Source organism: Pseudomonas lactis (assembly GCF_001439845.1).
Lineage (GTDB): Bacteria > Pseudomonadota > Gammaproteobacteria > Pseudomonadales > Pseudomonadaceae > Aquipseudomonas > Aquipseudomonas lactis.
In genome coordinates this window covers 12,822-38,256 of the sequence record NZ_JYLO01000015.1, presented here as the reverse complement: position 1 = coordinate 38,256, position 25,435 = coordinate 12,822, and the positions used below count along the sequence as shown (strand labels likewise).

Here is a 25,435-nt window from a genome sequence, read left to right as displayed (position 1 = left end):
ACGCAAAGTCAAAAAAGCGTGAAGCGGCTGTAACTTAATGTTGCGAGATAGACTCAAGTTGCTGCAGCAGCAACGCCGCCTGGGTGCGCGTACGCACGCCTAACTTACGGAAAATCGCCGTAACGTGGGCCTTGATGGTCGCTTCGGACACACTCAACTCGTAGGCAATCTGCTTGTTCAACAACCCTTCGCAAACCATGGTCAATACCCGGAACTGCTGGGGCGTCAAGCTGGCCAGGCCATCGCGGGCGGCCTTGGCTTCATCGGACACATTGATTTCTTCAAACGCCTGGGGTGGCCAGGACACATCGCCGTCCAACACCGTACGCACGGCTTTCTGGATATCTTCCATCGCGCTGGACTTGGGAATGAAACCGCTGGCGCCAAACTCTTTGGAACGCACCACCACATCGGCTTCTTCCTGGGCCGACACCATCACCACCGGTATTTGCGGATATTGCCCACGCAACAGCACCAACCCGGAGAAACCGTAGGCACCCGGCATGTTCAGGTCGAGCAATACCAGGTCCCAGTCGGATTTTTCGGTGAGGCGGGCTTCCAGTTCGGCAATGCTGGCCACTTCGACCAGACGTACATCGGGGCCAAGGCCCAGGGTTACGGCCTGATGCAGCGCGCTGCGAAACAGCGGGTGGTCATCGGCAATCAGGATTTCGTATGTGGCCATTGGTTAAATGATCCTGTTTTTTATGGGAGCCCTGATGGGTTCAGGGTTCACCAATACACGAGGCGACGGCCAGGCAGCGATCGCCACAGGGCCCGCTCAACGTCAAAAACACATGAAACGACGTCGATAATTCACGGTTGCACCCAATCGGCGCACAGCATGCCCAGCGTAGCCTGGAGGGTCAAGCACTACGCCCGTGGGGATTTTAGCGGGTTGCGGGCTTACAGTGCCATCATGCAAACGTCGTCTGGTTATCCCGCCGGGATGTAGGGTGCGAGGCGCGTATGCACGGCGTCCGCAGCATCCAGTGGCAGTTGGAACTTGGCAGCCAGGTAGTGGGTGCTGAACACATCGAGGTAGGCATCCAGCACTTCGCTGGCGCCCAGGTCATCAGCCAGCTCCAGGCACAGCGCCGCCACCTCGGCGGTGCAGAAATGGTCATCACGCTTAGAGCGCCGTAGCTTGTAACGCGACAGCTGCTCGGGCGCCAGGCTCAGCACGGGTAAATGTTCCAGGTAGGGGCTTTTGCGAAACATCTTGCGCGCTTCGCTCCAGGTACCGTCCAGCAGAATGAACAGCGGGCGCTTGCCCACATCCACGCACACTTCACTGACCACCCGTTGCGGCGCCACGAATTCGCCGGGAAATACGATATACGGTTGCCACTGCGAGTCGGCCAGCAACCTGAGCAGCTCGGGGTCGACTTCGGTACGCGACCAGGCGAACGCGGTGGTGTCGTGTATGACATCGGCGATCAGCCAGCCCGTGTTGCTGGGTTTCATCGGCTCTACGTCATGCATCAACAGGCACATGGCCGACTTGGCTTCTACCTGCGGCCGCCAGGCACATAGGCAGTATTCAGGAATGACCCGACAGCCGGGACAGCGTTCAGCACGCGAACCCCGATTGAGAAACGGCCTGACGGCACGCGCCAGACGCTGGGTACGCAAACGGGAGACGGCGTGGCTCATCGGGCACGCGACGAAGAAAAGGAAATCGACACGGAACAAACTCGTGAAAAACAGAAGTCCCGCAGTTTACCAGCGATACGCCTGGCTGTAGTGGCAAGGGCTCACCTATAATTGCGCGCCACTGAACGCACAGCCCAGTGGCTGGTCTATGCACCAGTAACCGAATCAGGAGAGTTTCATGCTGCGTTCCATGCTGCGCCTTGTTGCCCCATCCGTCGCCCTTGCGCTGGTCTTGCCTATGGGCGCCCATGCGGCCTCGCTGCTGGAGGCTCAAATGAACAAGAAGCTGCAAAGCGTCGCGGCCGAAAGCAACAAGGACCTGCCCCGGGAAATCGATGAAAAAACCCTGGAAGTCGCCTACACCGTTGAAGGCATGCAGTTGATCGATCACCTCAGCGTGCTGCCTGACCGTGCCGAACAGATGCGCGCCAACCCCAAGGCTGTGTATTTCCAGCTGGGGCGCAGTGTGTGCACCAACCCAGGCTATCGCGAGCTGATGGCCAAGGGCGCAGTGATGCGCTATGAAATCACCGAGAACAAGACCAATCGCCCGGTGGCTTCGGTCAAGTTTGCAGAGTCCGATTGCCCGGCTCCGGCGAAGAAGAAAAAGTAACCTCTGCTTGCCCCTCCGGCGCCGCTGTCCAGCGGCGCGCACGCCCGTGCTGCGTTTGCTGCCTGCGACTGAACTGCGTAATGAGCCACCAATAAGCGGTTGCCAGCCAAGGGTTTTTCGGCCCATCATCCGTTTAGCCCGGCTACCCGCCCACCACAGTTTTTAATGCTGCTCTGTCATATTTTCAGGACAAAAAAGGCCTGCCCTCCTGCGGCATGCCGCGACACAAGCAGTGTCGTGGCCCAAGCGACGTTCTCGTCGACTACCAGGCCCTGTAAAGAAAGGAGAAATTGAATGCCTTATGAATCGAATGATTTGCTGCTTCGTCATTTTGAAGAAAACGGGACCGACCTTACTCAGCAGGTCGACGCACAAATTCAGTTGATCGCTCCCAACAGTCCGAATATCCCTCTTTATCGAGACATGATCCTCACCGTCCTGCGCATGGCCCAGGACGACCGTGACCGCTGGAACGCCAAAATCACCCTGCGCGCCATCCGCGAATTGGACCATGCCTTTCGCGTTCTCGAACAGTTCAAGGGCCGGCGCAAAGTCACGGTATTCGGCTCGGCGCGTACACCAGTGGAAAGCCCCTTGTATGCGCTGGCCCGAGAAGTGGGTGCCGCGCTCGCACGTTCCGACCTGATGGTCATCACCGGCGGCGGTGGCGGCATCATGGCCGCAGCCCACGAAGGCGCGGGCCTGGAGCACAGCCTGGGGTTCAATATCACCCTGCCCTTTGAACAGCACGCCAATCCGACCATTGATGGCACCGAAAACCTGCTGTCATTCCACTTCTTCTTCACCCGCAAGCTGTTCTTCGTCAAAGAAGCCGACGCGCTGGTGTTGTGCCCTGGCGGTTTCGGCACCCTCGACGAGGCATTGGAAGTGCTGACCCTGATCCAAACCGGCAAAAGCCCGCTGGTGCCGGTCGTGCTACTGGATGCGCCGGGCGGTGGGTTCTGGCAAGGCGCCCTGGACTTCATCCGCGGCCAGTTGGAAGCCAATCGCTATATCCTGCCCACCGACCTCAAACTGGTCCGCCTGGTGTACAGCGCCGAAGAGGCCGTGGACGAAATCAACCAGTTCTACGCCAACTTCCACTCCACCCGTTGGCTTAAGCGTGAGTTCGTACTGCGCATGAATCATCCGCTGAGTGAGCGCGCCCTGGCCCATATGCAACAAGCGTTTGCCAGCCTGCGGCTCAGTGGCGAGTTCCAGCAACTCGCCTATACCGGCGAAGACCATGACGAACCGAGATTCAGCCATTTGACGCGCCTGGTGTTCAATTTCAACGGTCGCGATCAGGGGCGGCTGCGGGAGTTGGTGGATTACATCAACCTGCCGGAGAACTGGGCACAGGCTCAGGGCAAGGCGCAGCAACGGATGACGCCAGAGACAGCGTGATTTTTTACAGGCGAAAAAAAAGGCCCACTATTTTCATAGTGGGCCTTTGTTTTTTTGGCGTTCAGTCGTCCATATCCCGACCGCTCAATAAGCGGCTGATCATATCCATCGAAAACCCGCGATAACTCAAGAAACGACCTTGCTTCGCACGCTCCCTGGCATCAATTGGAAGGTGGCCCGCAAACTTGCGACGCCAGGTTTCCTCCAATTGCGACTGCCAACTGATACCGCACTCACGTAGCGCGAGGTCGATATCGGCACGTTGCAGGCCACGTTGGCTCAGTTCTTCACGAATCCGCGCAGGGCCGTAACCGGAACGTGCGCGGTAAGACACAAAACTTTCAAGGTAACGGGCTTCCGACAACAGCCCTTCTTCCGTCAACCGGTCGAGGGCTGTTTCGATCATCTCAGGCTCTGCGCCGCGCTGACGCAGCTTACGTGTCAGCTCGACTCGACCATGCTCGCGGCGAGCGAGCAGGTCCATCGCAGTGCGCCGAACGGCGACGAGTGTATCAAGTACAACAGTCATCGTTTGCTTCAGATGTCAGTGTCGGCTTCTTCCACTTCTTCAACCGGCTCACGGTTGGCAGCCGCTTTTACATCTGGCGCGGCAGTCAGCAGCTTGTCGCGGATCTGCTTCTCAAGCGTGGCAGCGATATCCGGGTTATCCGCCAGGAACTTGGCCGAGTTGGCCTTACCCTGACCGATCTTGCTGCCGTTGTAGGCATACCAGGCACCCGACTTCTCGACGAAACCGTGCAGTACGCCCAGGTCGATCATCTCGCCGTTCAGGTAAATACCCTTACCGTAGAGTATCTGGAACTCTGCCTGACGGAATGGCGGCGCTACCTTGTTCTTCACAACCTTGACGCGGGTTTCGCTACCAACAACCTCGTCGCCTTCCTTCACCGCGCCGGTACGGCGGATATCCAGACGGACAGAGGCGTAGAACTTCAGCGCGTTACCACCGGTGGTGGTTTCCGGGCTGCCGAACATCACGCCGATCTTCATACGGATCTGGTTGATGAAGATCACCAGGCAATTGGCGTTCTTGATGTTACCGGTGATTTTACGCAGCGCCTGGGACATCAGGCGGGCTTGCAGGCCCACGTGCATGTCGCCCATTTCGCCTTCGATTTCAGCCTTGGGCACCAGGGCCGCCACGGAGTCGACCACGATCACGTCGATGGCGTTGGAGCGCACCAGCATGTCGGTGATTTCCAGGGCTTGCTCGCCGGTGTCCGGCTGGGAAACCAGCAGGTCATCGACGTTGACGCCCAGCTTGCCGGCGTACTCAGGATCCAGGGCGTGCTCGGCATCAACGAACGCACAGGTGGCGCCCATTTTCTGCGCCTGGGCAATCACCGACAGGGTCAGGGTGGTTTTACCGGAAGATTCAGGACCGTAGATTTCAACGATACGGCCTTTTGGCAGGCCGCCAATGCCGAGTGCGATGTCCAGACCCAGAGAGCCAGTGGAAATAGCCGGGATCGCCTGACGGTCGTGATCGCCCATACGCATTACGGCACCCTTGCCGAATTGACGTTCGATCTGACCCAGGGCCGCAGCCAAGGCTTTCTTCTTGTTGTCGTCCATTAAAGTCCTCACGTAATCAATAAGGCCTGACGGCCAACACCTGTATAAGTAGACAGTATTGTTCCACAAAGATCGGTGATCGCCTACCCCTGATTGTCTATTTCTGCTGCAGCTCGTCGCAACAAGCCCTCCAGCGCGGCTTTTACCGTTTGTCGGCGGACCTCGTCGCGGTTGCCGGGGAAGTGCGCAAGCTCGGCCGTAATTTCGTCGCCCACGGCAAAGGCCAGCCAAACGGTACCCACCGGCTTGTCCGGCGAACCGCCATCGGGGCCCGCGACCCCACTGACCGCCACGGCAAACCGCGCCAGGCTTTTTTCCTGCGCGCCGCGGGCCATCGCTTCCACCACTTCCTGGCTGACGGCCCCGACTTTGGCAAACAGCTTTTCCGGCACATTCAGTTGCCGGGTCTTCTGCCGGTTGGAATAAGTGACATAGCCCGCCTCGAACCAGGCCGAACTGCCCGGGATCCGCGTGATGGCTTCGGCAATACCGCCGCCGGTACAGGACTCGGCAGTGGTGACGTGGGCACTGAGCACCTGCAAACGGCGCCCCAGTTCGGCAGCCAGTTGAGTGATTTCCTTCACGGTCGTCTCCAAGAATGGGCGGGGGTTTGCCTACCCTACAGGAGCCCATCGACCATGCAAGACACAGAGTGCATCAAGAGACTAATGCGCGACGGCCTGCACGTAGGCCTGGCAAGCACGCAAGGCGATCAGGGCGTTATCGCCGTCGTCGGTGATGCGGATAATTCGCTGAGCATGCGCCGGGTCAAGTCGGGCTCGCGGGGCTGCATGAACCACGCCGCCGGGGGTGGAGGCGGCTGGCACTGTACAGCCAGTGGCGGTGGTGTCGAGAAGGACTGACAGCCGCACATCAGCAGTGGCCAGGCGATCGCGCAGAGCCACTTGGTTGCGTTGGGCATCGCTTAATTCCTGGGTGTGTTGTTGATCGCTGGCGCTGAGGCGTTGCTCAAGGGCCAGGCGTTTGGTTTGTTCGGCCTGTTGACGCTCCAGGGCTGCCTGGCTTTGTCGACTCAGAGCCTGGGCATGGGCGACCGATTGCAACTCAATACGCGCACCGTATCGCCACGCCTGTACCTGCCAGACCAACGCCATGAGCAAGCACACACCGATCAAGCGAAACGCGCCTAGGAAGCGCATAACACCGCCTTCGCCCGGGCCCATAACTGCAAACGGTCGTCCAGACCGTTGAGGCCACCGTTGATGCGACGGGTGATGGTGGTGAACTGGCCTTTGTCGGCGAGTTCGTTAAGGCCGTTGCTTTGCCAGAACCAGGCGGCGGATTCGCAGGCCCATTGCGGTTGCTCCAGCAGTTGTGGCTGGAGCAGCAGGCGATCATCGCCGAACAATGCCTGGCTGCACGCAAGGTAATTACGGCGGCCGGTTATCTGGATGAGCCCTCTGCCACGATACTTTTGTCCATCTCCGTCCGCTTCGGGGGTGTTGCCCTGCCGCGCGGCCAAGCTGCCGGTGTCGTACTTGCTCAGGTATTGATCACTGCCCAGTTCGCGCACGTAGTGCAGTTCACCCGACTCGTGACCGATTTGAGCGAGGAAGGCTGCGGCGCGTTGGGGAGTGTTGATTTGCCGATTCAGCATTGCCAAGTTGAGTGAGGATATGAAAACGCCCGCTAAAGAGCGGGCGCGTGGAAAGATGTGCTGGAGTTGCGCGAGTGTCATGAGAGGACCTTGCCACGGGCCACCGCCCTGGCGGCCAGAATCGCTTCGGGCACGGGCGTGTTCTCTTCGAGGTACCGCAAGCTGTACCAGTCGGTAGACGCCAGATAAGCAAGGGCCTCACGGGAGTCCGCCTGTGCCTGGAGGTCTTGGGGGGTCTGGTTTTTTTCAAGCTTCGACAAATCAAACATCGCTCAAGTCCTCCAAGGGTTTGGCTGAGTGATTGGGCGGATCAATCGGCTCGACCGGAAAGGGAACCGGCCCGGCCGATACCTGGAGCCTGCCGTTCTGCCACATATAAGCTGGCGCACCCGCGTTGACGGCCAGCTTCAAGGTCAATTCGATCTCGCCATTACGACGGGTGACGGGCCCTGCGAACAATTCATGCCCGATGGCGGACATCGGCAGGGTCATCCCGTCAGGGATCTGCGAAAGGTCAATCCTTTGGTCATTCAGGATCAATGTTTCACCTTCGACAAAGGCTGTCGTGGGAGTCGCGATACCAAGAGGCCGAAAAGGTACATGGTGAATAATCATGCGTGCCATCTCCCGATTGCCGTCACTGTCACGACATTGTTCAGCGTCCGGTCAGACATAAAAAAGTAGGAGCCACTATTGCCGTAGCACCTGGCCGACATGTCCCAGTCAACCGACGGGTAAATGTTGGGGAACACCGCCACAGGCGTGTCCGCGAAAGCCGCCAGCCATGCAACGTTGCGCGTGACACCAGCGGTGTAGCCGGTGAAGCGCTGCTGACAGATTTGCAAACCGCCAGCAAAGCGGAAATACCAGTTGTCGAGCGCACCGCCACGTTCGATCAGCCCGGAATTAATTGGTAAGGCGCCCGAAGGGCCAGCGTTGAGCACCCCGGAAATCGCGTTACCGTTATGAAGAATGCTGCGCCAGTTGGGTGCCGCCGCGCCTGGGTTGACGCTGAACTGGCGGAAGTGAATACCATCCCCCGATACCGCCATCGACAACTGCGCACGCCACTGCGGATCATGGCCCCAAGCTTGAGAGAGCACACTGATTGCACCAAACCCCGGTACGCCATCCGGGTGACCGTAATAACTGTACAGCCCCGTATTGGCTTTATTTGGGGATGCGGTTTGTGCAGCCGACAGCCCCATTAGTTCTCCGGTCGAGGCACCTTGCCCGATCCCGATCGCAAACAACGATGAATTGATGTCAGCCCGCCACGGGGACCAAGCACCATCCCCACGTCGACCTCGCATATAAACCGACTCATCAAGCATAGCCTTCGCGGTTTGCCAGACGTAGCCGCCGGAGTTGGCTATCTGCAGAATCTGCACGAACGGGTTAGGCAGGTTGATACCGCCATTGCCGAATTGAAACAGACCACTGACTCGAGGCAACTCGTTAGCATCGTCGGTAGGCGATCTCGAAATCGGAGTACTACCCCAACCCGCATGCCCCATCATTGACACCCGCCCTGGGGTGAAGTCATCGCTGCCGGTCACTACGTTTTGAGTGGCTGCCGTGCCCAACTGAGCCTGGCGAGCGAACAACTCCTGGGTCATTGCGTTGATCTTGATACTGGCGCTGCGCGGAGTATCACCGCCGACGCCAGTGGGTGCCGCACCAATATTGATTTCCTGTCGTGCCATGGGGACTCTCCATAGTCGGGCAATAAAAGACCCGCTAAAAAGCGGGTACGGGATGTCTGCGCATTTTTCAGGGCAGGCGTTTTTCAGCAAGCCGGTAGATCGTGGCGCGTGCCGCATTGCGAGCGGCTTTGATATCCGCAGGCATCGGGGTGCCTTCCTCCAGCTGCGCAAACGCATACCAGTCACTGTCCCTGAGGTAGCCATGGGCCTGATCAAGGGCGAGATCCTCCTCCAGCTCCTGGGCGCTCTTTATTTTTTGCAATTGGCTGACATCAATCATGGATCACCTCTTCCAGGGAGGGTGCTGAACGTTCTTCAGTTATTGCAGAGATGGGTATTTCAACTGGCCCATTGGAGCTCACCTCAATGATCGTAGGCTCAACCGGGTTGCGCAGTGACGGCGGATCATCCCACTTGACCGGCAATTTAAGCGTGAGGCTCAGGTCGCCATGGATTCGTACGATCTCATCTACGAAGCAGTCACTGCCCATTGCGCTGGCGAGAAGGCGATAACCGTCCGGGATGACCGAAAGATCAAAATCCCGGCCGTTGACCGTGATCACTTCATCGCGCACAGAGACCTTCAGCGGCTCATCCGTCAAGAAGGGAAACAGTTTGATCCTGATCATTTCCAGGCTCCCCATACAGTCACGGCGTTTTGGAAACTTTGAGCGGTCGAGCCATTTCTGATGATGATGTCCACCGCACTGGTCCCGTTGACGTAGCAGTTCAACGCGCCGAAATGTTCATAAGTCATCTGAGGCTGCGGATTTACATAAACGCTGCCACTGCCCAATACGATTGCCACCGGCAAAGCAACCGTCACCACCGTAGGCTGATTAGGTGGCAATACCGCACTGACCGGACTATAGCCCTGAATGCAAATCTGGCCGTTGATGTACTTACTGATATTCCAGCCGCCTACCACTGTTTTACTCATCAACCCGACACCCGATACCGGATCGCCTTCGGCATTGGCACCTGTGTACAGGCGCGCCCATGGTGTCCATGTGCCGTTGGCGTTGACTCGCCTGAACGCGGTGTTCGTGGTATCGGGGTTGACCCACTCCTGAGTGGAGTACACAGCCGACAAATATTTGTGCGACAAAAAGCCATAGCTGTTGGGGCCATTGGGTCCGGGAATATTGTTGCCGTAGTACTCTCCGGTGGCCGCCACTGCGTCCGCACTGGTGGTGAGTATTTTGACCACACCGCCTACGCCAAAATCGCCTGCCTTGATAACTTGCGTCCAGGCTTTGCCCGCAGCGGCTCCTTGCAAAAACTGACGTTCCCAGGTCACGTTCTCTAAAAGGCTATAGGCAACTTGCCGCACATATCCACCCGATCCCGAGAGCACCTGAATGATGAATACGTAAGGGTATGGCAGAGAAACACCACCGTTGCCGAACATGAACAGCCCATTTATTACGGGTAGGCCATCGGCGCTGTCGGTGGGTTGCATAGCAAAGGGGACATTCCCTCCCCAACCACTGGCTTTTGCCAGTGCATCGCCTTTATACAACTCGTTGGTCATTGCATTGATTTTGATCATGGCACTGCGCGGTGTATCACCACCTACCCCACTGGGGCGCGTACCTATATCTATTTCTTGTCGTGCCATTTTCTCACCGCCAGTACATTAAAAATATATTGAGCACGCTATCACCGTAGAATATATATATTCAGGGACATGCACCCGCGAACAAAAGACCGAATAGAAACTAAGGCGCCCCAACAAGCAGTGGCCAATTAACTTTCGGCGCAGCCGTTTTCGCAGTCACAACAGATAATTCAATAGTTTCTCTAGACGCATTTTGAAACCCTATAGTCACTGATGAAGTACTCGAACCAGAGAGGAAATCTTGTCGAAACACATTCATCAAAAAATATGAATCCTTACCGTAAACCCAAGGAATTCGATACATCCACACTCGAAAGAAAAAGTTCATATCCAGATAATCATGGGGAACCCAGTCCTGCGCCCCGCCTACAAAACCAATTACTTTGTAGTTGCTATCAAACACCACCTGACCGCTTTTATCAAAAACCTGCATTCCATAACCACCTGTTGCGGGTGGATGAGCGACACAGGCGCAATACTTCCCCGTGTAGGCGAGACCTACCGTTGGGTAATTGCCAGCAAAGTAAACTGAAAACCCCGTCCATGCTCCAGCACTACCCGCGTGCACAACCGGAAAATAAACACCGGCACCGTCCGGCGAAATAAATACAAGCGGTGGTCTGGGCGAATTTATCGTCGCCGTGTAAGTCACATAGATCCAACACCCCTGAATATTGGGTGACGCAGCGGCATAGCTTCCTGATGACATAACATGAAATAGTGAGTTTTCATCGTCGATAATCGTTTGACCATCGTTACCAATACATAATATTCCATAGCTCATTTATAGTGCACCGCCATAATCGAATATTGCTGATTTGCATACTGCGCACCGAAAGCAGCTGCCCATTCCGCGTCCAGCACATCGAATTTCAAACTTGCATTTGGATATGCACCCACAATGGAGTAGCCCGGCATTATTGTTTGCTCTATGCCATAAGCCTCCACCATAACCACTCCCTTGAGAGGATCAAACTTTGGAAGTGCTACCATTGCACCATTCGTTGGCAATCCCTTCCCATAAACAAGGGAAACTGCTCTCATGGTTTTTGAATTGAGCCCTAAGGTTTCGCCTCCTCGACTATCATAAAACTGGATACCATGCGTCATGAGTTGAGATCTCCAATTTTTATCCTCAGATTCCCTTCAGCATCATAAATCTTGTCAACGTTTGGTCGAACTTCACGACGCCCCCCTGGCCCGGAACTATTGAGTTCAAACAACCCTGACTTATCCAAAATCCATACTGGTTTCCCATTGGCTCCCAGCGCATCAGATTGAATAGTGCTGCCAATTTTGGCGTTGGTGATCGTGCCATTTTGAATAAACGCACTATTGATAAATGTTTCAGCACCTCTAACCGCGAACGGTGTCGAAGGTTTACCAGGCGTATTTTCGTTATATATCGCAAACTGATCCGCCGAAATCAGAAACTGACTTTGCAACCCACCCGGACCATTCTCGATACCCAACCCAATACCGGCGAACTTGTACCCACCGCCTGCGGCAACCTGCATCCGCACGGACCAATTCGCCGCCAACTTCCCATTGGTATCCGCAATCGCCGAGGTATTGGTCTGGATACTCACTGACTGTTGGTTAACTTTGGTCTGTACCGTTTCAATGCTTTGGGCCAGCGTTTTATCCGCAGTGGCCAACGTCGTTAGTCGCGTATCAATCGATGCCGAGTTGTTATTGACCTTTGCATCCAGCCGCGTAACCCGCTGGGCAAGGGCTTCATCCCGGGAAGCAGAAGCGCTGTCTACGGTGGTAATACTGGCTCGGTTCTGATTGACCCTCACCTCCAACGCATCCGTCTTCATCGCCTGGGCAATATCACCCTCGGCAATCGCCGACATCACCGACCAAGTACCAGCCATGGAAACGTCATCACCCGCAAATGAGGTTTGCTCATCACCTGCCATCTTCGGATTGACCTGAGCATAAACCCCGTCGGTTTTCTGGGCGGTGCTGGTAACCTTGCCGTCCACCGTCTCAATCGCTGTTTTGTTCTGCTGGATCTGCAACGCCAGTGCATTGCTGGTTTGCACCAGGGAGCCAATGTCGAGCCAATAAGCCGCGTTAGGCGGCGGGCTGTTAGCCGGTACTGTCTGGATAGCCTGGTAAAGATGATTTTCCTGGCGTACAAACTCGCCACTGGCATATGCCCTGGCCGCGTCATACAGCAACGCATCCGTCACTTGATCAACCAGTGCTTGCAGTTCTTTACGGGTATTGTCCAATCGGTCGTTGACCGAACCCGCGCCAGATCCATCAATCAACTCGATACGGTCGAGCAAGTGCTTGCCCAGTTCCGTCTCGCTGATTTGCCCTGCGATCAGATCCAGAATCGGCGACGCATCCGAACTCGCTTGCCCGTTGACGCCCGACCCGCTTGGAAACCACGGCCCGATATTCCCCGTACGATCCACCAACCGCGCCCAGAAGAACAACGACGTCCCCGCCGCCAGCCCCATCATGGTCAAATCAGTCTGCGGATAGGCGTAATCCCCCAGCTTGGTTGCCATCGCCAAATCAGCGGTTTTCCCGTACCAGATTTCCGTGCGCTGCAAATCCGCCGTGCTCACACCCTGCGGAATCTGCCATTTGACCTTGATCGCAAACACCAACGACTCCGTCGTCAGCGCGGCCACGGTCGGCGGCAGTGTGGTCTTGCCGTTAAGGACGGTTTCCACGGACTCGCTATACAGGGAGCCGATATCCAGCGCGTTGATCGCCCGCACCTTGGCCACATAACGCCCGGCATAAATGCCGGACACCTCGATAGAACTGCCGCCCGTGCGGCCTGCGTAGACCCATTCACCGTCGTTCTTGCGCCAGTACGCCTCGTACGCAATGGCATTGGCCACTCGCTGCCACTCGATGGTCATGACATTGACCGCGCTGCCCTGCTCGACGAAATGGTCATTGCTGACGGTCACGTTGATCGGGGCCGCTTGTACGCTCGGCGGGATTACGGTGATCGGTGGGCTGTCGATTTTTGCGCCGTTGTCGATGGCGGCAAATTTGCTCGGTACGTGCTTGACCGCGCTGAGGCTGTATTTGATTTCGTCATCCGAAAAGTCTTCGGAAATCGACAGTACGCGGAACTGTTGCAAAGCCAGGGTCGCGGAGTCGACGGCCCAGATCGATTGAGCCGGCGGCATGTCGTCGAGCTTGGTTTGCAGCGTAACCAACTGCTCATCCGCACCTGCGGCGCTGACGGATTTGACCGCTCGGGATACAGCCTTGCCGTTGGGCATCACCAGGGTGATGGTGTCGCCGGCAGTGGCGGTGACTTCGGCATCCAGGGTCAGGGTGTCGAGGGTGGCGGCACGCAGACGCCCGCCAATGCGGCGGCCGGCGCGGTCGTTGTCGGCCACGCGGATGATCTGGCCGGGCCGCGCCAGGGTGCCGTCGAGGCCGACCGCGAAGGTCACGCTTTCGGTTTCCAGGCGGTTGGTCAGCAATGCCCATTTGCCGATGCGCTGGGCTTGCGCCTGGGAGGTGCAGCCGGTGGCGCTGATTTCGGTTTGCTGGATGCCATAGCGCGCGATACCTTCGGCGTCGTCGACGTATTGCACCTTCTGGCGATAGAAATCCGTCGGGTCGTTCCAACTGACCAGGGCAACGGTGTAGCGGGTCTTTTTCGCCGAACCGCCGTAGATGAACTGGCCGCCGATCACGTTGGCGTTGGAGTAGGTGTACACCGGGTCTTCCGGCATATCCGCCACCGCCATCACGGAACCCGCGCCCCAATAGGCCATGCCCCGGAAGGTAGTCGCCAAGTCTTGCAGCACCTTCAGTGCATCGGCACGCACCGACAGGTACAGGTTGCAGGTGAAGCGCGGTTCGGTGCCGCCCTTGCCGTCGGATACCGGCTGGTCGCAGTACTGGCCGATGCGGTAAAGCTCCCACTTATCCACTTGACCGGCGTTGAGCAGGTGGCCCAGGCCATAGCGTTGGTGCAATAGCAGGTCGTAGTAGATCCACGCCGGGTTGTCGGTCCAGGCCGATTTGAACGTACCGTCCCATACACCGCTGTAGGTGCGGGTTTGTGGGTCGTAGTTATTTGGCACCTTGATGATGCGCCCGCGCAGTTCGAAGGAGCGCGAGGGGATCGACTGAAATTGCGCGGCATCGAATTGCAGGCCGATCAGCGCCGAGCCCGGGTAGCGCAGCTTGGCGTCAATCACCTCGGTGGACGATTCCACGGTGGTGGTATCGGCAATCGTGCCACTGGTGGAGTTCGGCGTGATACGGCGCACGCGCAAGGTCCAGCCGACTTTCGCGGGTGGCAAGTCGACACGGTGGGAACGTTCGTACTTGGTGGTGGTTTTGCCACTGAACGCGGCGGCCAGCACCTCTGTAAATGCGCCGCCGTCGGTGGACAGGTCAATGGCGTACTGCACGGTATAACCGTTGGTGTCGCCGTTGCTGGTGTTGGTCTGCGACAGGCGCGTCACGGCCAGGCGAACCCGTACCGCCGACAGTTGCAGGTTGGAATAGGACTTGGTCCAGGGCTGATCGCTGCGCAGCTCGATCGACACCGGGCTTTCGTTTTCCACCGCCGGGAAGCCAGGTATGTGTGACTGGTCCTGGCTGCCATTGCGGGTGTCGAGGGTCACGCCACTGAAGTTGAGGCTGCCATCGGCGTTGGCCAGCGGGGTCTCGTCGAGAAACACCGAGCGCTTATCGTTTTTCAAACCGACAATCTCGCCTTCGCTGACGAGATCGAGGATACGGGCATAGGCCGTACTTTGCAGGCTGTCTGGCGCCTCCACGGAGGGACGGGGCTTGGACGCGCCGCCTTTGCTGCCAGCGAGAGTGAAGTCAGTCATGGCTTTCCTTCAGGCGAAATAAAACCCGCACTCGGCGGGTTGGTTGAAAAGGAGGACGGTTAGAGTTGGTCCTGGGCGTAGATGCCGGCACTGATCACAGCACTGCCGACGACCAACTCGCCGTAGAGCAGCCCTACCGGATTGCCCTGGGCGTTGGTATTGACCGGGCCATTGAAGCTGTAGCTCGGGCGATTGTTGGGGCTATCCTGGGCGCCAAGCCCTTTGGGGGGAGGTGACAACATCTGCATGACGCCCCCCATCGCCATGGACGCACCTGCCATCATCATCATGCTGGCCGCCGGGCCAGTGAGAAAGCCAAACGGGTTGTAATACGCCACCGCGATTAATACCGCGCCGATAATGGTCTGTAGCCCCCCGGCCCGCTTGGAGCCGGTCAACACTGGCGCGATACGAATCACGTCCTTGCCAAGAGGCTTTTGAATATCGTCTTCGCTAATGTTGCGTTTGCCGTTGAATACCGCAAAGCGCAAACCTTTATCAGCGCTCTGCAGCATGTAACGTTCAAAACCGGGAAACTGTTTGAAGTAGCCCATCACGTCCTTGAAACCACCCGAGGTGGTCACACGATGCTCTCGACCGAAAAGCCTGGCGAGCGAGCCTGATAGCAGGACGGTTCGCATCATATTTTGTTCTACTGCCAATTCCATGAGCACTCTCCTGGTCATCTTCGCGACGTTGGCTAGAGTTGGTCCTGCGCATAGATACCCGCGCTGACCACCGCACTGCCCACCGTCAGTTCGCCATACAACAGGCCTACCGGGCTACCCTGGATGCTGGTGTTCACCGGGCCATTGAAGCTGTAGCTGGGGCGATTATCCGGGCGGTCCATGGTGCCCAGGCCCTTGGGCATGGGCGACATCAGCTGCGCGACGCCACCCATGGCCATGGAAATCCCCATGCTCGCGGCAAAGGTCCAGCCGGTGGCGGATGAAGCACCGATCAGGGTAGAGGAACTTCCCGATGCCAGACCGCCAGAGAAGTACGACGCCGCCACAATCAGCGCAACGCCAATAATGGTTTGCATCGACCCTGCGCGCTTACTGCCCACCAGTACCGGTGCGATACGGATATCCGCAGCGCCTGGAGGTGCCTTGAGGCGATCCTGACCAATATTGTCCCGGCCCAGGAAGATCGAATACGTCACGCCCCGGTCCTTGGATTCCATCAAGAAACGCTCGAACCCTGGCACCAGAATGCACAGCGCATGGATAGCTTCCGAGGCATTGCTCACCGCCAGTCGATGCACGCGCCCGAAGCTCGCGCCCAGGCTGCCGTAGAGGCGCACCGTCCTGACTTTTTCATGATGCATGGCATCCTCCCGGCGAATGATCCGCCGATGTGGTTAATGTTTGGCCCGCAGGCCGTGTCGCCAATAGCTCACCGTCACCTCGCCCCAATAGCCGCCGTAGGTGTCGCGCTTGCTGTCGCGGCCATACAGGTGGTGCAGGATCGAACCTGGCGCGGGGTAATGTTCGGGTTCACTTTGCAGCACGCCATTGGCCAGGTAGATCGCGGCATGGTTGGGCACTGGCGAGCGGATCTGCATGAGCACGATATCGCCCTGTTGCAGTTGGCTGACCTGCACGAAGCCAGCGGCCGGCAGGTTGTCCAGGTAGAGGTTGCCGCCGTTGTCCCACCAACCGTCTTCACGCTGATAGTCACCCAGCTCGATACCCAGCTCGCGGCGGTAGTAGTCAAGGATAATGCTCAGGCAGTCATGCACGCCGTGGGCGAAGGCACGACCGATCAGGGGCGCCTGGTAACCGTTTGGCGTGCAACCGGCCCATTCTCCGGTGCGTACCTGCCCGTCGTCGCCTTTGTGTACTTCAACGATGTGCCAGGGCAACCCGGAGGCTTCGCACGCCACACGGTCTGCTTCACTGGGTGTCGCCGGACAATCCGGATGGCTGTGCACTACTGCGAGGATCTCGCCCCGCTCTTCGGCGGCGGCGTAATCCTCGGGCGCCAGACGAAAATGTTCGCTGGGCGTGCTCGCCGTATTTCGACACGGCACATACACACGCTTGCGCCCTTCACGAATCAGCAGGCCGCAGCACTCATGGGGATACGCGGCCACGGCGTGCCGGGTAATCGCCGCCAGGTTGGTCTTGTTCATGCTCAGCTCCGCAACAGTCCGGCTGCGGGGAATGAGCCGTAGGGCAGTGGGTTGTTCTCGCCGAAACGCAGCTTGCAGCTGGTCAGCCGCCCACCGCATTTATCCTTGGCCGCGTCGGTGACGATCACGTCATTGGCATCCGCCACCGGGCCGCCGTTGTAGCCGCAATAAGGGCCGCGGTAGCCGCCGCAACTGAGCCACCAACACACGTTGGCGACGATCTGTCGACGGGGCAGTTGCACGCCATTGAAGTCCAGCGCACTGGCCAGTTCAAACTTCACCGTCTCGCTGCTTTCGGCGACTTTGCGCTCGACGTACCAGATGTCCGGCGGCAGTTCCTCTTCCGGGTCGGCTTCGGGCTGGCCGTCGAGGTACTTGGCCAGAGTGCGATGGCGGATCAGGCGCGCGCCTACCAAATCCTCGAAATACAGCACCAGCGCCGTGATGAAACCACCCACGTTGCCTACGGCCAGTGTCGGCGTCGGTTGGGTGCCGTGCCCCGACATTTCAAAGCCTTCGGCCTGGATCGGCCAAGGTGAGTACTCGTGGCCCTGCCAGAAGATCGAGGACTCCTGTGGGTAACCATGAAACCGGTAAAGCTCGGCACCCAGGGAGGTGGCATCGAGTTCGAAAAGCTCCACCCAGGCCCCGGGCTCCAGGGTCTGGATATCTGCGGTGATGGACATATGATTCTCCGGGCAAAGAAAACCCCGCACTGTGGCGTAATGCCGTTCAGTTAAGGCTTTTTGTAGGAGCGAGCTTGCTCGCGAAAAACTCACAGGCGCCGCGTTCAATCAGGAAACACGCGTTATCGTTAACGTTTTTCGCGAGCAAGCTCGCTCCTACAGAGGCGATATACGCTTAACTGAACGGCATTACGCACTGTGGCGGGGTGGAGGCGGCGCTAGGGGTGGAAGGCTTGCTCGAACGTCGCCGTCAGGGAGTAGAGCCCGGCGCCCATGGGCGTTGGCTGGTAACCCTTGCAGCGATACAACGCAGCCCCTGCCAGTGGTGCGGTCCAGTTGAACGCCTTGGCGCCGGCATGGCGATCAAGGAAAGCAACAATCGCTTTGATGCGCGCCTCGTCACCCACGAACGTCAGTGGCCAGGACTGGGTTTTGTTGTTGATCCCGTCCGCTGCCGTCTGCTGGTAGCCATCGCCGAACTTGGCCGTCTTAAGACGAAACTCGACGCTGCCGACGGGCTCCACCTTGGGCACCCATGTGAAAGTTTCTGTGCTCATGTTTTCTCCAGGCGTAAGCCGTTGAGGGTCAGCGGCCGTTGATGGCCGACCAGATTTGCCCGCCCGGTTTGAGGTCACGGGCGATCTGCTCGGCGGCGCCCTGGCGGGCTGAGCCGGCGTAGGCGCGGGCGACGTTCTGGGCGTTGGTGTCGGTGCCTGAGCCTTGGCCGTCGGCAACGTTGATGGTTTGTTGGATCACCACCTGGTTGCTGCTGGTGTTGCCTGCTTGGCCGCCGCCCAATGCGCGCACGCCCAGGGAGCCGTCGGAACCACGGCTCAGAGGCATGATGGCTTCGGGGCCGGCTTCGCCGAAGAGGGCCATGGGGGCCAGTGTGGGGCTGGTCGCAATGGAGTTGGTGAATACCCCCCCATTGGCATACTTAATGCCGGAGACATTGAGTTCATTTTGATACCCGCTTGGCCCCAGCACTGAACCTGCTGGAACAGAAGGGCTCAACCAACTGGTGATGGCCGAGCCGGCCAAACTGAACAACGACTTCAGGGCACTAGAGGCCGCCGTTTTGGCAGCCATCGCCGCCATGTCTTTAAGTACCGAGGTGGCAAAGTCAGAGAAGTTGAACTTCCCCGTAGTCGCAAACGTCAGGACCGCGGCGTCCATCTTTTCAAAAGCACTGGCGAACACCGCCTTCGATTGCTCGGCTGCCGTACCTGCGTTAGTAGAATACTCTCTGAACGCAGCACTGGCGCCTTCGCGCCAATCATCGAGCAGTTGGGTCATATCGGCGAAATTACTTTTAACCTGCCCAGTTTTTTCTTCACTCAGAAGAGCCATCCCCTCCTGATCCGATGAAGCTGCATCCCCATACGGCCCACCCGTTGGAAACTTCAGCCCCGCCCGCTCGGTATAACTGGACTGCGCATCCAGCGCCCCAACAAAATCATTCTGCGCACCCTGGCTCTGTTTGAGCACTTGCATCAACTGCGCATTTTTCTGGATAAATTTTTCTGCCGCATCCGTGGCCGGGTCATAGGCCCTTTGAAAGCTCTTGAACTGGCCGGACGTGACCTGTAGCGCCGCTGCGGCAGAGGCGCTGACCTTTTTGCTGGCGTCCTCGATCTTCTGCTGCATCTCGCGCATGCTGTTTTCGGTAATCCGTGACGCCTTCGCCAGGGCCTGCTCCAGGCTGCCGAGGTTGAGCGTCAGATTACCTTGGGAAGCAGTTGCCATAGGTTTCTCCGGGTCATGGATAAAACCCGTCGAAACGGGTTTCATGGAAAGTCGCGTCGTCCTTAACGCCACTCGTTCATCGCACGTTCGAGCGACACACCCCGGCGCAGCTCGTGGGGCATGAAGTCAATCATCTCGGCCGTGCCGCCGCCCAGCCGGTGGGTCTGCAGCGCCACCAACGCGCTGCCCGCCTCCAGCCGCCTACCGGCGTGCAGGGAGCCATATCGGTCGATATAGCGCCCCCATGCCAGGGCTTCGTGGTAGGTCATGCGTTCCTTGGCTTCGGCGATCGTGCGGCCGCCGACTCCGTTCAGCACCAGTTCGTGCCAGAACTCATCGGCGACCGTCAGTTCTTTGCGCCGCCACCCTGGGTGCCATTGACCTCATTGACTGCATTGAGCATCACAAACCCCAATGACGGCTCAAGGCCGAAGGCATCGTCATAACTCAGGGCTTCATCACCCTCGGCACCCAACGACACTGAGGCGGCGAGGTAGCTGGCGTTACGGCTCTGTGCCGATTCGCCCTGACTGAACAGACGCTCGATCACGCCAAAGGACTGGCGGCGGATGTGCAACGTGAACGTGTCAGTCACTTCCTTGCCAGTTTTGCTGTCCAGGTGCGTCCAGCTGATTTCCTTCTTCACCAGTTGGCCATCGACGATGCCGCCCTTGGCTTTCAGTTGTTTGAGGTTCATGGCGTCTCTCAGGCTTTCTTGATCCAGGCGCTGGCGCCGGTACGTTGGATGGTGACGGTGGTGGTCACGACCGCGTTCAGTGCGAAGTTGAACGGGAAGTCCGACACGTAGCCGTCAAAGGTGAACCAGGTGCGCGTCGCCGGCAGTTCAAAGCCATCGCCTTTAGCGTTGACGGTCGGCAGTACATCCTTGCCGTCGGACCAGCCCACGGCCCACTTCACGCCGGTATCGCCCTTGGCTTCCGACAGCTGGTGCAGGCGGATGTGGCTGGCATTGGTGGGGTCGGCGTTCAGGCCCAGGCTCGCTGTGCCAGGGGTGCGCAAACCTTTCTTGTAGCTGCGCTCTTCGGCATTGAGGCTGGTGTCTTCAATCTGCTCGGCCGGCGCGCCGCCCGGTTCGAACGAAGTGGCGTGCTCGACTTCCAGCACGGTATAGGGCCCGGTGCCGGAGACCGGCGGAACGAGGGCGAAAATCTGGGTACCTTGGGTAAGAATCGACATCGAGTGTTCTCCATGAACAATAAAAAACCCGCGAAGGCGGGTTGTGGGGTGCAACGGCTGTGTTGCTGCGTACAAGGCAGGTCGAGACGGGATCAGCGCGCCGGTTTGCCGTCCAGGTAAGGCGGTGCATTCGGGTCCGGTTCTCGGCTCTTGATCACTTCGACCAACGCCTGGTTACTCTGGGCCAACAGCCGAATGGCGGCATTTAGCGCCACCTGGCCATCGGTCTGGGTTTGCAGGGCGGCGATCAAACGGTTGATCGCGGCCAATTCTTCGTCATTCATAGGCATCCTGGTTCCTGTAGCGAGTCAGTGGGGAGCGTGCAGCGGTGACGATCACGACGCCAACCCACCGGCCATGATCGAACTGCGATATCCCGTCGCTGGATCACCAACGTGGGTCACCTTGGTGATCGACCAGCGCCCCTGCATGTACACAGGCCAGGTGTCATCCAGCATCAGCAACCCTTCGGCCGCCAGCAACGGGTTACCTGGGCAATCGATCTGTAACTTCAAGCCTTCACGGCCCACGCGACGCAGTTCGCCTTCGGCCACGGCGCGGGCTTCGGCTTCGTTCTGGCAGGGCTGGCGCAAGGTCTTGAACGGGGCAATCCCGACCTGGACCACGCGCTGCTTGCCGGCGGCGGCGTCCCACCAGCTGACGCGGCTGCCCATGTATTTGGAGCGTGATTTTTCATCAAGTTTGGCGGTGATAAAGGCCTGGTTTCCCGGGCGGTTGTCGTGTGTCACGGACAGCTTCACTTCGGGCAATAGCTGGCCGGTGAGTGATTTGGCTTGCCCCGCTTCGGCCAGCACATAGAGTTCGTTGAACGGCTTGGTGACCGCGTTGTAACGCTTGGCCAGGCGGGTGATGAAGGCCATGTCGCTTTCGTTTGACTGATCGATATGCTCAATCGCAATACCGTCCAACGTCGGTGCCACACGCGGTGAAAAACCATGACGGCTGACCAGTTGGCGAAACAAGGCGCCCAAGGTGGTCGGCCCATGGCTGGCGGAACGGCGCTGGCGGTAGCCGCTTTTATCCACCACGCTGAAGGGCGCGGCGGTGGCGACGATCATCAGGCGCATCGGAAACAGCACCGGGGTTCGCTGAGTGATCACAAATTCGCCTTTTTCCACCAGCCCCGTTTCCTTATATCCGACGCGCAGGCCGATCTTGCCACTGAGGCTGGGCAAGCCTTCCAACCCTTCGATATTAAGGGTCAGTTCCAGTCGATCGGTCTCGATGCCTGCAGCGTCGGTGTGGCTCCAGTGCATCAGGCGTTGATTGAGCAGCGCCGCGTTGGCGCCGTAGAACTCCACGATCGGCGTAAATCCCTGTGCCATGCAGCCTCCTCAATCCCAGGCCAGAACGGGCCGCATGGCAGCCGGTCGTGCTTGTATCTCAGGCACGATCACCCAGACACCGGCTGGCAGTACCGGGCCGTATTCGGCGAGTTCGGGGTTCAAGCGCCAAAGGGTTTCTTCGGCGGTGTCATCGCAACGGCCCAATTCGCGGTAAAGCAACAGGTTGACCGAATCACCGGCAATACTTCGTACTCTACGCATTGACGAATTCCTCCAGCTCAAGGGTCCAGTTCATGACCATGGCGGTGCCGTCATCGATCACATTGCTTTGGGCTTCCACTACCGAGTTGATACGCCACAGGCCCCAGTTGCGGCCGATGCCATCCACCAGCGGCAACGGCGCTCGCGCATTTTGCAAAGCGCGCAATTCGTCCAGGCGCTGCATGCCAGTGGCGCGCATGGCTGTGCCGCTGAACGTGAGTTTTTCCAGCTTCTGGCCGTTCTGCCGCGACTGGGGTTTGCTGGCGATAATCGCCAGGTCGCTCCAACCGCCATCGCTGTTGCGGGTCAGTGTGGAATAGGCGAACCCTCGGGATAACCCGAAAATAAAGTCGCCCAGTACCATTTGTTGTCGCATCAATCACCTCCTGGATCGGCCAATGCCGCGTTGCGTCGAATGCCCAGGGAATCAGTGACCATCGGCACGCATTGGAACTGCAGGGCCTGGATCACTTGATTGACGACTTGCTGGGCATCCGCCGGGTTAACGCCGGTAATCTGGATGCTCGGTGAGAGCGTGACCTGGACATTGTCGGTACGGGCACTGTTGAGTTCCTTGCTCAGCGCGTTGGGCGCAGGTAGGCGATCATTTGCGCCAAACACCTTGTCACCCAGCCAACTGCCCGCCTCGCTGCCCAGCAGGCCACCGATGGCGCCGCCGATTGCGGTGCCGACACCGGGGAAAACCAGGGTACCGAGCGCGGCGCCAGCGGACGCTCCGGCCCAGGCGCCACCGGCGCTGCTCAGGCCAGTCCCGACTGCCTTGGCATCCCCGTTGCGTACGCCCTGAATCACATCCAAAGCAGTGTCGGCGTACCTCATCGGGCCAAGGCGGCGAGCACCGGCCACTCCCAATTTGTTCACTGTGCCTAGCGGGTTGGAAGGCATCTTCAGCGGGCCAGGCAAAGCCTCACGACTGAAATGGCTAGTATGGGGCGCAGCAGTAGTTACCCGGCCTTCGGAAGACATGGGGATAAGCTTGCGCTCTACTGCCTCGATCAGCACAGGGCCTCTGCTCGCTGTCGACTGGCCTGAAGACCTGCTCTTGCTTGGACGGTTCGCCACGACCGCACGCGGTTGCAACCTTTGAACCGCCCGCCCCGCATCGAAGCCTAAGAACGGCGCAGGTAACAATGCCTTTGCATCACGCTCGAGGCTAGTTAGCAGCCTGGAAAATACACCGCCTTTTTTGCTGGCAGGCGATCGTTTGGTCGAGGCTGTTCTGGGCACTAGCGGCTGTTTTCGCTGCCTGATCTGCGCGCGCTGAGTGTTTTGAGCGCTCTGCTTTTTTTGCGACTTCGACTGACGAGGGCTCTTTTTCCCGCGCGAGCCCTGCGAGCGCGAACGAGGACTTTCGATGGGGTGCTGAGTGGCCGTCGCACAACAGCACGATTTATCTTTCGCAGAACCGCCATCCTTGAACAGCTTGCCAACGCCGGGAAGCTTACCCAGCGTCGCATCAACCACGTTGCCAGCAACGCGGTTTTTTATCGTGTCTCCCACACTTGAAAAAAAGCCGGAAAACACCGGCGTAATAGCTCCAGCCGTTTTAATCGCGCCCGCCAGAGCCGGTGAATCTTTAGCCACGTCACTGGCGCTGTCCATCAGGCCCGTCTTAGCTTTCAGCCAAAGCGCTTCGCCCAATACCGGCGTGGCATCCAGGGTCGTAGAGAAACGTTTGCCGCTTTCGCTGGACTCCTCGCGCAGCACCTTGATCGACTTTTCCGACGTTGCGGTTTTATCAAACTTCAGTTGGCTGCCTGAATGCTGCAGCGCACTTGCCAGGTCGATTATCTGCGCGGTGCCCAGCGCCATGGCCTCGCGGGTATGGCGCAAATTCTCTGAGGTAGTCGAAGCGGATTCAGACACTGTCTTCGATTCTGCCTGCTCACCCAGCTTGGGTGAACGCACCTCAATTGCCCTCAGCGACGACAGCGCCGTGTCGAGAGAATCCACACCCTCACGCAATGAGCCGAGCGACAGTGCGAGCTCATCAAGTTTGAGCGTTGCGCTGGTGAGTGCGGCAACGGTTCCGGACAAGGCAGCCAAATCTGTTGACGGGGTTGAGCTGCCAACCGACAACGCGCCAGGGCTGAGGATATCGGCGTCATGTGCGCCGTCTGTACTGCCGAACGCATCCCGGCCATTCCTGGCGACGGCATAGGCGAGCGAATAATTGTCCTGCATCTCGCTTACTCCTGTTTGACGCCAAGGCGAGTGATAGCAATGTCGTAGCGGCGCAATGCTTTTCCGGCGTCCCAGTCGAGGATCTCCGCCTCATTGACCGAGTAGATCAGCGGCACCACATCGAGGATTACTTCGATGTCGCGCTGCGAAAGAAGGCCGCCGGTTGATTTAAAAAATCGTCGATACGCTCCTGCAGTTCGGTCCAGTCGGGCACGGTCAAACCGGCCAGGTCGGGGATCATCAGGCCGGTGCAATGGGCGGTGATGAACTCGGCGCGCTCTTTGTTGGTGGCGAGTTTTTTCATCACCTTGGTGGCGCGCAAGGCCGGCATTTCCAGGGGCAGTTCGGTGTGGGTTCGGCCAGCGGCTTCCAGGGGCAAGAGCAGAGGGACAGGCTGATCGTGGGGCGTCGCTTCGTGCTCATTCAAAAAGAACGAAGCCGGCCGCGTCGACATTTCGTGTACGTATTGAGCAATGCTTACGTAGTCCGGGCGCTTGAGTTGGTCGAGCTCTTTTTCCGACAGGCCGGTGGCGAGTTTCGCCAGTTCGAAGAACTGGTCGTCCTCGTCATCACCGGCCCGGGCCAGCGCGTCTTTTTGCGCGGCGTAGAACAACGGTTTGAGCTGAACCTGCTGGATCGTCGCACCGGTATCGGCGGTGATCGGGGACAGCAGAATGTGCAACGGTGGCATCCAGGCCATGGGGCAATTCCTTGTTGAGCAGTGTTGAAAAGCACCGCAAATCTAAATCTGCGCGCGGTCCGTGTGGAAGCTGGCTTGCCTGCGATAGCATCCACTCGATACACCAGATACACCGAGTCGCCTGCATCGCAGGCAAGC

At 58.4% G+C, this 25,435-nt stretch carries 33 protein-coding genes; 2 read left to right on the top strand and 31 right to left on the bottom strand.

Annotated elements, in window-relative coordinates:
* Positions 1–34: 34 nt before the first annotated feature.
* On the bottom strand, positions 35–685 hold the full coding sequence (erdR, locus tag TX24_RS24385) for a response regulator transcription factor ErdR (RefSeq protein ID WP_003189050.1): 651 nt from the start codon (positions 683–685) through the stop codon (positions 35–37).
* Between the two features lie 251 nt (positions 686–936).
* Positions 937–1,656, bottom strand: a complete 720-nt coding sequence (locus TX24_RS24380; protein ID WP_034135794.1) for a tRNA-uridine aminocarboxypropyltransferase — start codon at positions 1,654–1,656, stop codon at positions 937–939.
* Between the two features lie 178 nt (positions 1,657–1,834).
* Between TX24_RS24380 and TX24_RS24375 the strand changes: the two genes are divergently transcribed.
* Positions 1,835–2,269, top strand: a complete 435-nt coding sequence (locus tag TX24_RS24375; RefSeq protein WP_003189047.1) for a PA3611 family quorum-sensing-regulated virulence factor — start codon at positions 1,835–1,837, stop codon at positions 2,267–2,269.
* Between the two features lie 294 nt (positions 2,270–2,563).
* Positions 2,564–3,676, top strand: coding sequence for an LOG family protein (locus tag TX24_RS24370; RefSeq protein ID WP_057711492.1), 1,113 nt, complete (start codon positions 2,564–2,566; stop codon positions 3,674–3,676).
* A 61-nt stretch (positions 3,677–3,737) separates the two neighbouring features.
* Here the strand turns inward: TX24_RS24370 and recX are convergent, their stop codons facing one another.
* The 29 genes from recX to TX24_RS24230 all read right to left on the bottom strand — a co-directional run bounded on the left by recX (position 3,738) and on the right by TX24_RS24230 (position 25,297).
* Positions 3,738–4,205, bottom strand: coding sequence for a recombination regulator RecX (recX, locus tag TX24_RS24365; RefSeq protein ID WP_003189043.1), 468 nt, complete (start codon positions 4,203–4,205; stop codon positions 3,738–3,740).
* 8 nt (positions 4,206–4,213) lie between these two features.
* Entirely contained in the window at positions 4,214–5,272 is a 1,059-nt protein-coding gene (gene recA, locus TX24_RS24360) for a recombinase RecA (protein ID WP_003189042.1), read from the bottom strand.
* A gap of 83 nt (positions 5,273–5,355) precedes the next feature.
* Complete coding sequence (locus tag TX24_RS24355) at positions 5,356–5,856, bottom strand: CinA family protein (RefSeq protein ID WP_003189041.1); 501 nt, start codon at positions 5,854–5,856, stop codon at positions 5,356–5,358.
* Between the two features lie 81 nt (positions 5,857–5,937).
* On the bottom strand, positions 5,938–6,432 hold the full coding sequence (locus TX24_RS24350; protein ID WP_057711491.1) for a lysis system i-spanin subunit Rz: 495 nt from the start codon (positions 6,430–6,432) through the stop codon (positions 5,938–5,940).
* Positions 6,420–6,971 (bottom strand): glycoside hydrolase family 19 protein, encoded by a 552-nt coding sequence (locus tag TX24_RS24345; RefSeq protein WP_057711489.1) that lies wholly within the window; start codon positions 6,969–6,971, stop codon positions 6,420–6,422. The genes TX24_RS24350 and TX24_RS24345 overlap by 13 nt, the downstream gene beginning before the upstream one ends.
* Entirely contained in the window at positions 6,968–7,159 is a 192-nt protein-coding gene (locus tag TX24_RS24340; RefSeq protein ID WP_057711486.1) for a hypothetical protein, read from the bottom strand. Before TX24_RS24340 ends, TX24_RS24345 begins: the two co-directional genes overlap by 4 nt.
* Positions 7,152–7,505 (bottom strand): hypothetical protein, encoded by a 354-nt coding sequence (locus TX24_RS24335; protein ID WP_057711485.1) that lies wholly within the window; start codon positions 7,503–7,505, stop codon positions 7,152–7,154. The genes TX24_RS24340 and TX24_RS24335 overlap by 8 nt, the downstream gene beginning before the upstream one ends.
* Positions 7,502–8,596 carry a hypothetical protein gene (locus tag TX24_RS24330; protein ID WP_057711483.1) on the bottom strand — a complete coding sequence of 365 codons (1,095 nt, stop codon included), beginning with the start codon at positions 8,594–8,596 and terminating at the stop codon, positions 7,502–7,504. The genes TX24_RS24335 and TX24_RS24330 overlap by 4 nt, the downstream gene beginning before the upstream one ends.
* A 67-nt stretch (positions 8,597–8,663) precedes the next feature.
* Positions 8,664–8,876, bottom strand: coding sequence for a hypothetical protein (locus TX24_RS24325; RefSeq protein WP_057711481.1), 213 nt, complete (start codon positions 8,874–8,876; stop codon positions 8,664–8,666).
* Complete coding sequence (locus TX24_RS24320) at positions 8,869–9,225, bottom strand: hypothetical protein (protein ID WP_057711479.1); 357 nt, start codon at positions 9,223–9,225, stop codon at positions 8,869–8,871. The genes TX24_RS24325 and TX24_RS24320 overlap by 8 nt, the downstream gene beginning before the upstream one ends.
* Positions 9,222–10,148 carry a pyocin knob domain-containing protein gene (locus tag TX24_RS24315; RefSeq protein ID WP_057711477.1) on the bottom strand — a complete coding sequence of 309 codons (927 nt, stop codon included), beginning with the start codon at positions 10,146–10,148 and terminating at the stop codon, positions 9,222–9,224. The genes TX24_RS24320 and TX24_RS24315 overlap by 4 nt, the downstream gene beginning before the upstream one ends.
* Before the next feature lie 169 nt (positions 10,149–10,317).
* Positions 10,318–11,001 carry a hypothetical protein gene (locus TX24_RS31965; protein WP_157255570.1) on the bottom strand — a complete coding sequence of 228 codons (684 nt, stop codon included), beginning with the start codon at positions 10,999–11,001 and terminating at the stop codon, positions 10,318–10,320.
* Positions 10,998–11,327, bottom strand: coding sequence for a hypothetical protein (locus tag TX24_RS31960; protein ID WP_157255569.1), 330 nt, complete (start codon positions 11,325–11,327; stop codon positions 10,998–11,000). Before TX24_RS31960 ends, TX24_RS31965 begins: the two co-directional genes overlap by 4 nt.
* A complete protein-coding gene (locus TX24_RS24305) occupies positions 11,324–15,058 on the bottom strand; it encodes a TipJ family phage tail tip protein (RefSeq protein ID WP_057711474.1) in 3,735 nt (1,244 codons plus the stop codon). Before TX24_RS24305 ends, TX24_RS31960 begins: the two co-directional genes overlap by 4 nt.
* A 59-nt stretch (positions 15,059–15,117) precedes the next feature.
* The gene (locus TX24_RS24300; protein WP_032893272.1) at positions 15,118–15,726 is read right to left on the bottom strand and encodes a tail assembly protein; all 609 of its coding nucleotides are present in this window, start codon (positions 15,724–15,726) and stop codon (positions 15,118–15,120) included.
* Positions 15,727–15,758: 32 nt separating this feature from the next.
* The gene (locus TX24_RS24295) at positions 15,759–16,388 is read right to left on the bottom strand and encodes a tail assembly protein (RefSeq protein WP_032893273.1); all 630 of its coding nucleotides are present in this window, start codon (positions 16,386–16,388) and stop codon (positions 15,759–15,761) included.
* Positions 16,389–16,421: 33 nt separating this feature from the next.
* Positions 16,422–17,195: a C40 family peptidase gene (locus tag TX24_RS24290; RefSeq protein ID WP_057711472.1), complete on the bottom strand. Its 774-nt coding sequence runs from the start codon at positions 17,193–17,195 to the stop codon at positions 16,422–16,424.
* A gap of 2 nt (positions 17,196–17,197) precedes the next feature.
* Positions 17,198–17,881, bottom strand: a complete 684-nt coding sequence (locus tag TX24_RS24285; RefSeq protein ID WP_057711470.1) for a phage minor tail protein L — start codon at positions 17,879–17,881, stop codon at positions 17,198–17,200.
* Between the two features lie 218 nt (positions 17,882–18,099).
* Positions 18,100–18,438 carry a phage tail protein gene (locus tag TX24_RS24280; RefSeq protein WP_057711468.1) on the bottom strand — a complete coding sequence of 113 codons (339 nt, stop codon included), beginning with the start codon at positions 18,436–18,438 and terminating at the stop codon, positions 18,100–18,102.
* 28 nt (positions 18,439–18,466) lie between these two features.
* Entirely contained in the window at positions 18,467–19,627 is a 1,161-nt protein-coding gene (locus TX24_RS24275) for a phage tail tape measure C-terminal domain-containing protein (RefSeq protein WP_057711466.1), read from the bottom strand.
* Between the two features lie 62 nt (positions 19,628–19,689).
* Positions 19,690–19,944 (bottom strand): hypothetical protein, encoded by a 255-nt coding sequence (locus TX24_RS24270; RefSeq protein WP_032803291.1) that lies wholly within the window; start codon positions 19,942–19,944, stop codon positions 19,690–19,692.
* 29 nt (positions 19,945–19,973) lie between these two features.
* The gene (locus tag TX24_RS24265) at positions 19,974–20,324 is read right to left on the bottom strand and encodes a phage tail assembly chaperone family protein, TAC (protein WP_032893278.1); all 351 of its coding nucleotides are present in this window, start codon (positions 20,322–20,324) and stop codon (positions 19,974–19,976) included.
* 8 nt (positions 20,325–20,332) lie between these two features.
* A complete protein-coding gene (locus tag TX24_RS24260; RefSeq protein WP_032893279.1) occupies positions 20,333–20,824 on the bottom strand; it encodes a phage tail tube protein in 492 nt (163 codons plus the stop codon).
* A 92-nt stretch (positions 20,825–20,916) separates the two neighbouring features.
* Positions 20,917–21,114, bottom strand: coding sequence for a hypothetical protein (locus TX24_RS24255; RefSeq protein ID WP_244175920.1), 198 nt, complete (start codon positions 21,112–21,114; stop codon positions 20,917–20,919).
* Positions 21,115–21,159: 45 nt separating this feature from the next.
* Complete coding sequence (locus TX24_RS24250) at positions 21,160–22,170, bottom strand: contractile injection system protein, VgrG/Pvc8 family (RefSeq protein ID WP_057711462.1); 1,011 nt, start codon at positions 22,168–22,170, stop codon at positions 21,160–21,162.
* A 9-nt stretch (positions 22,171–22,179) separates the two neighbouring features.
* Positions 22,180–22,392 carry a tail protein X gene (locus TX24_RS24245; RefSeq protein WP_003189032.1) on the bottom strand — a complete coding sequence of 71 codons (213 nt, stop codon included), beginning with the start codon at positions 22,390–22,392 and terminating at the stop codon, positions 22,180–22,182.
* A complete protein-coding gene (locus TX24_RS24240) occupies positions 22,385–22,768 on the bottom strand; it encodes a phage tail protein (protein WP_003189031.1) in 384 nt (127 codons plus the stop codon). Before TX24_RS24240 ends, TX24_RS24245 begins: the two co-directional genes overlap by 8 nt.
* Positions 22,768–24,597: a hypothetical protein gene (locus TX24_RS24235; protein ID WP_057711460.1), complete on the bottom strand. Its 1,830-nt coding sequence runs from the start codon at positions 24,595–24,597 to the stop codon at positions 22,768–22,770. Before TX24_RS24235 ends, TX24_RS24240 begins: the two co-directional genes overlap by 1 nt.
* 127 nt (positions 24,598–24,724) lie before the next feature.
* On the bottom strand, positions 24,725–25,297 hold the full coding sequence (locus tag TX24_RS24230) for a phage tail assembly protein (RefSeq protein ID WP_057711458.1): 573 nt from the start codon (positions 25,295–25,297) through the stop codon (positions 24,725–24,727).
* Between the last annotated feature and the right edge of the window lie 138 nt (positions 25,298–25,435).

What these genes read in the sequence shown, in the direction of transcription:
- TX24_RS24240 (WP_003189031.1), bottom strand. Translation starts at nt 22,768, where the DNA reads ATGCGACAACAAATGGTACTGGGCGACTTTATTTTCGGGTTATCCCGA.
- TX24_RS24375 (WP_003189047.1), top strand. Translation starts at nt 1,835, where the DNA reads ATGCTGCGTTCCATGCTGCGCCTTGTTGCCCCATCCGTCGCCCTTGCG.
- TX24_RS31960 (WP_157255569.1), bottom strand. Translation starts at nt 11,327, where the DNA reads ATGACGCATGGTATCCAGTTTTATGATAGTCGAGGAGGCGAAACCTTA.
- TX24_RS24325 (WP_057711481.1), bottom strand. Translation starts at nt 8,876, where the DNA reads ATGATTGATGTCAGCCAATTGCAAAAAATAAAGAGCGCCCAGGAGCTG.
- recX (WP_003189043.1), bottom strand. Translation starts at nt 4,205, where the DNA reads ATGACTGTTGTACTTGATACACTCGTCGCCGTTCGGCGCACTGCGATG.
- TX24_RS31965 (WP_157255570.1), bottom strand. Translation starts at nt 11,001, where the DNA reads ATGAGCTATGGAATATTATGTATTGGTAACGATGGTCAAACGATTATC.
- TX24_RS24350 (WP_057711491.1), bottom strand. Translation starts at nt 6,432, where the DNA reads ATGCGCTTCCTAGGCGCGTTTCGCTTGATCGGTGTGTGCTTGCTCATG.
- TX24_RS24255 (WP_244175920.1), bottom strand. Translation starts at nt 21,114, where the DNA reads ATGCCTATGAATGACGAAGAATTGGCCGCGATCAACCGTTTGATCGCC.
- TX24_RS24250 (WP_057711462.1), bottom strand. Translation starts at nt 22,170, where the DNA reads ATGGCACAGGGATTTACGCCGATCGTGGAGTTCTACGGCGCCAACGCG.
- TX24_RS24320 (WP_057711479.1), bottom strand. Translation starts at nt 9,225, where the DNA reads ATGATCAGGATCAAACTGTTTCCCTTCTTGACGGATGAGCCGCTGAAG.
- TX24_RS24340 (WP_057711486.1), bottom strand. Translation starts at nt 7,159, where the DNA reads ATGTTTGATTTGTCGAAGCTTGAAAAAAACCAGACCCCCCAAGACCTC.
- TX24_RS24275 (WP_057711466.1), bottom strand. Translation starts at nt 19,627, where the DNA reads ATGGCAACTGCTTCCCAAGGTAATCTGACGCTCAACCTCGGCAGCCTG.
- TX24_RS24245 (WP_003189032.1), bottom strand. Translation starts at nt 22,392, where the DNA reads ATGCGTAGAGTACGAAGTATTGCCGGTGATTCGGTCAACCTGTTGCTT.
- TX24_RS24380 (WP_034135794.1), bottom strand. Translation starts at nt 1,656, where the DNA reads ATGAGCCACGCCGTCTCCCGTTTGCGTACCCAGCGTCTGGCGCGTGCC.
- TX24_RS24330 (WP_057711483.1), bottom strand. Translation starts at nt 8,596, where the DNA reads ATGGCACGACAGGAAATCAATATTGGTGCGGCACCCACTGGCGTCGGC.
- TX24_RS24315 (WP_057711477.1), bottom strand. Translation starts at nt 10,148, where the DNA reads ATGATCAAAATCAATGCAATGACCAACGAGTTGTATAAAGGCGATGCA.
- TX24_RS24290 (WP_057711472.1), bottom strand. Translation starts at nt 17,195, where the DNA reads ATGAACAAGACCAACCTGGCGGCGATTACCCGGCACGCCGTGGCCGCG.
- TX24_RS24260 (WP_032893279.1), bottom strand. Translation starts at nt 20,824, where the DNA reads ATGTCGATTCTTACCCAAGGTACCCAGATTTTCGCCCTCGTTCCGCCG.
- TX24_RS24280 (WP_057711468.1), bottom strand. Translation starts at nt 18,438, where the DNA reads ATGAGCACAGAAACTTTCACATGGGTGCCCAAGGTGGAGCCCGTCGGC.
- TX24_RS24235 (WP_057711460.1), bottom strand. Translation starts at nt 24,597, where the DNA reads ATGCAGGACAATTATTCGCTCGCCTATGCCGTCGCCAGGAATGGCCGG.
- TX24_RS24305 (WP_057711474.1), bottom strand. Translation starts at nt 15,058, where the DNA reads ATGACTGACTTCACTCTCGCTGGCAGCAAAGGCGGCGCGTCCAAGCCC.
- TX24_RS24370 (WP_057711492.1), top strand. Translation starts at nt 2,564, where the DNA reads ATGCCTTATGAATCGAATGATTTGCTGCTTCGTCATTTTGAAGAAAAC.
- recA (WP_003189042.1), bottom strand. Translation starts at nt 5,272, where the DNA reads ATGGACGACAACAAGAAGAAAGCCTTGGCTGCGGCCCTGGGTCAGATC.
- TX24_RS24345 (WP_057711489.1), bottom strand. Translation starts at nt 6,971, where the DNA reads ATGACACTCGCGCAACTCCAGCACATCTTTCCACGCGCCCGCTCTTTA.
- TX24_RS24300 (WP_032893272.1), bottom strand. Translation starts at nt 15,726, where the DNA reads ATGGAATTGGCAGTAGAACAAAATATGATGCGAACCGTCCTGCTATCA.
- TX24_RS24335 (WP_057711485.1), bottom strand. Translation starts at nt 7,505, where the DNA reads ATGATTATTCACCATGTACCTTTTCGGCCTCTTGGTATCGCGACTCCC.
- erdR (WP_003189050.1), bottom strand. Translation starts at nt 685, where the DNA reads ATGGCCACATACGAAATCCTGATTGCCGATGACCACCCGCTGTTTCGC.
- TX24_RS24295 (WP_032893273.1), bottom strand. Translation starts at nt 16,388, where the DNA reads ATGCATCATGAAAAAGTCAGGACGGTGCGCCTCTACGGCAGCCTGGGC.
- TX24_RS24265 (WP_032893278.1), bottom strand. Translation starts at nt 20,324, where the DNA reads ATGAACCTCAAACAACTGAAAGCCAAGGGCGGCATCGTCGATGGCCAA.
- TX24_RS24230 (WP_057711458.1), bottom strand. Translation starts at nt 25,297, where the DNA reads ATGGCCTGGATGCCACCGTTGCACATTCTGCTGTCCCCGATCACCGCC.
- TX24_RS24285 (WP_057711470.1), bottom strand. Translation starts at nt 17,881, where the DNA reads ATGTCCATCACCGCAGATATCCAGACCCTGGAGCCCGGGGCCTGGGTG.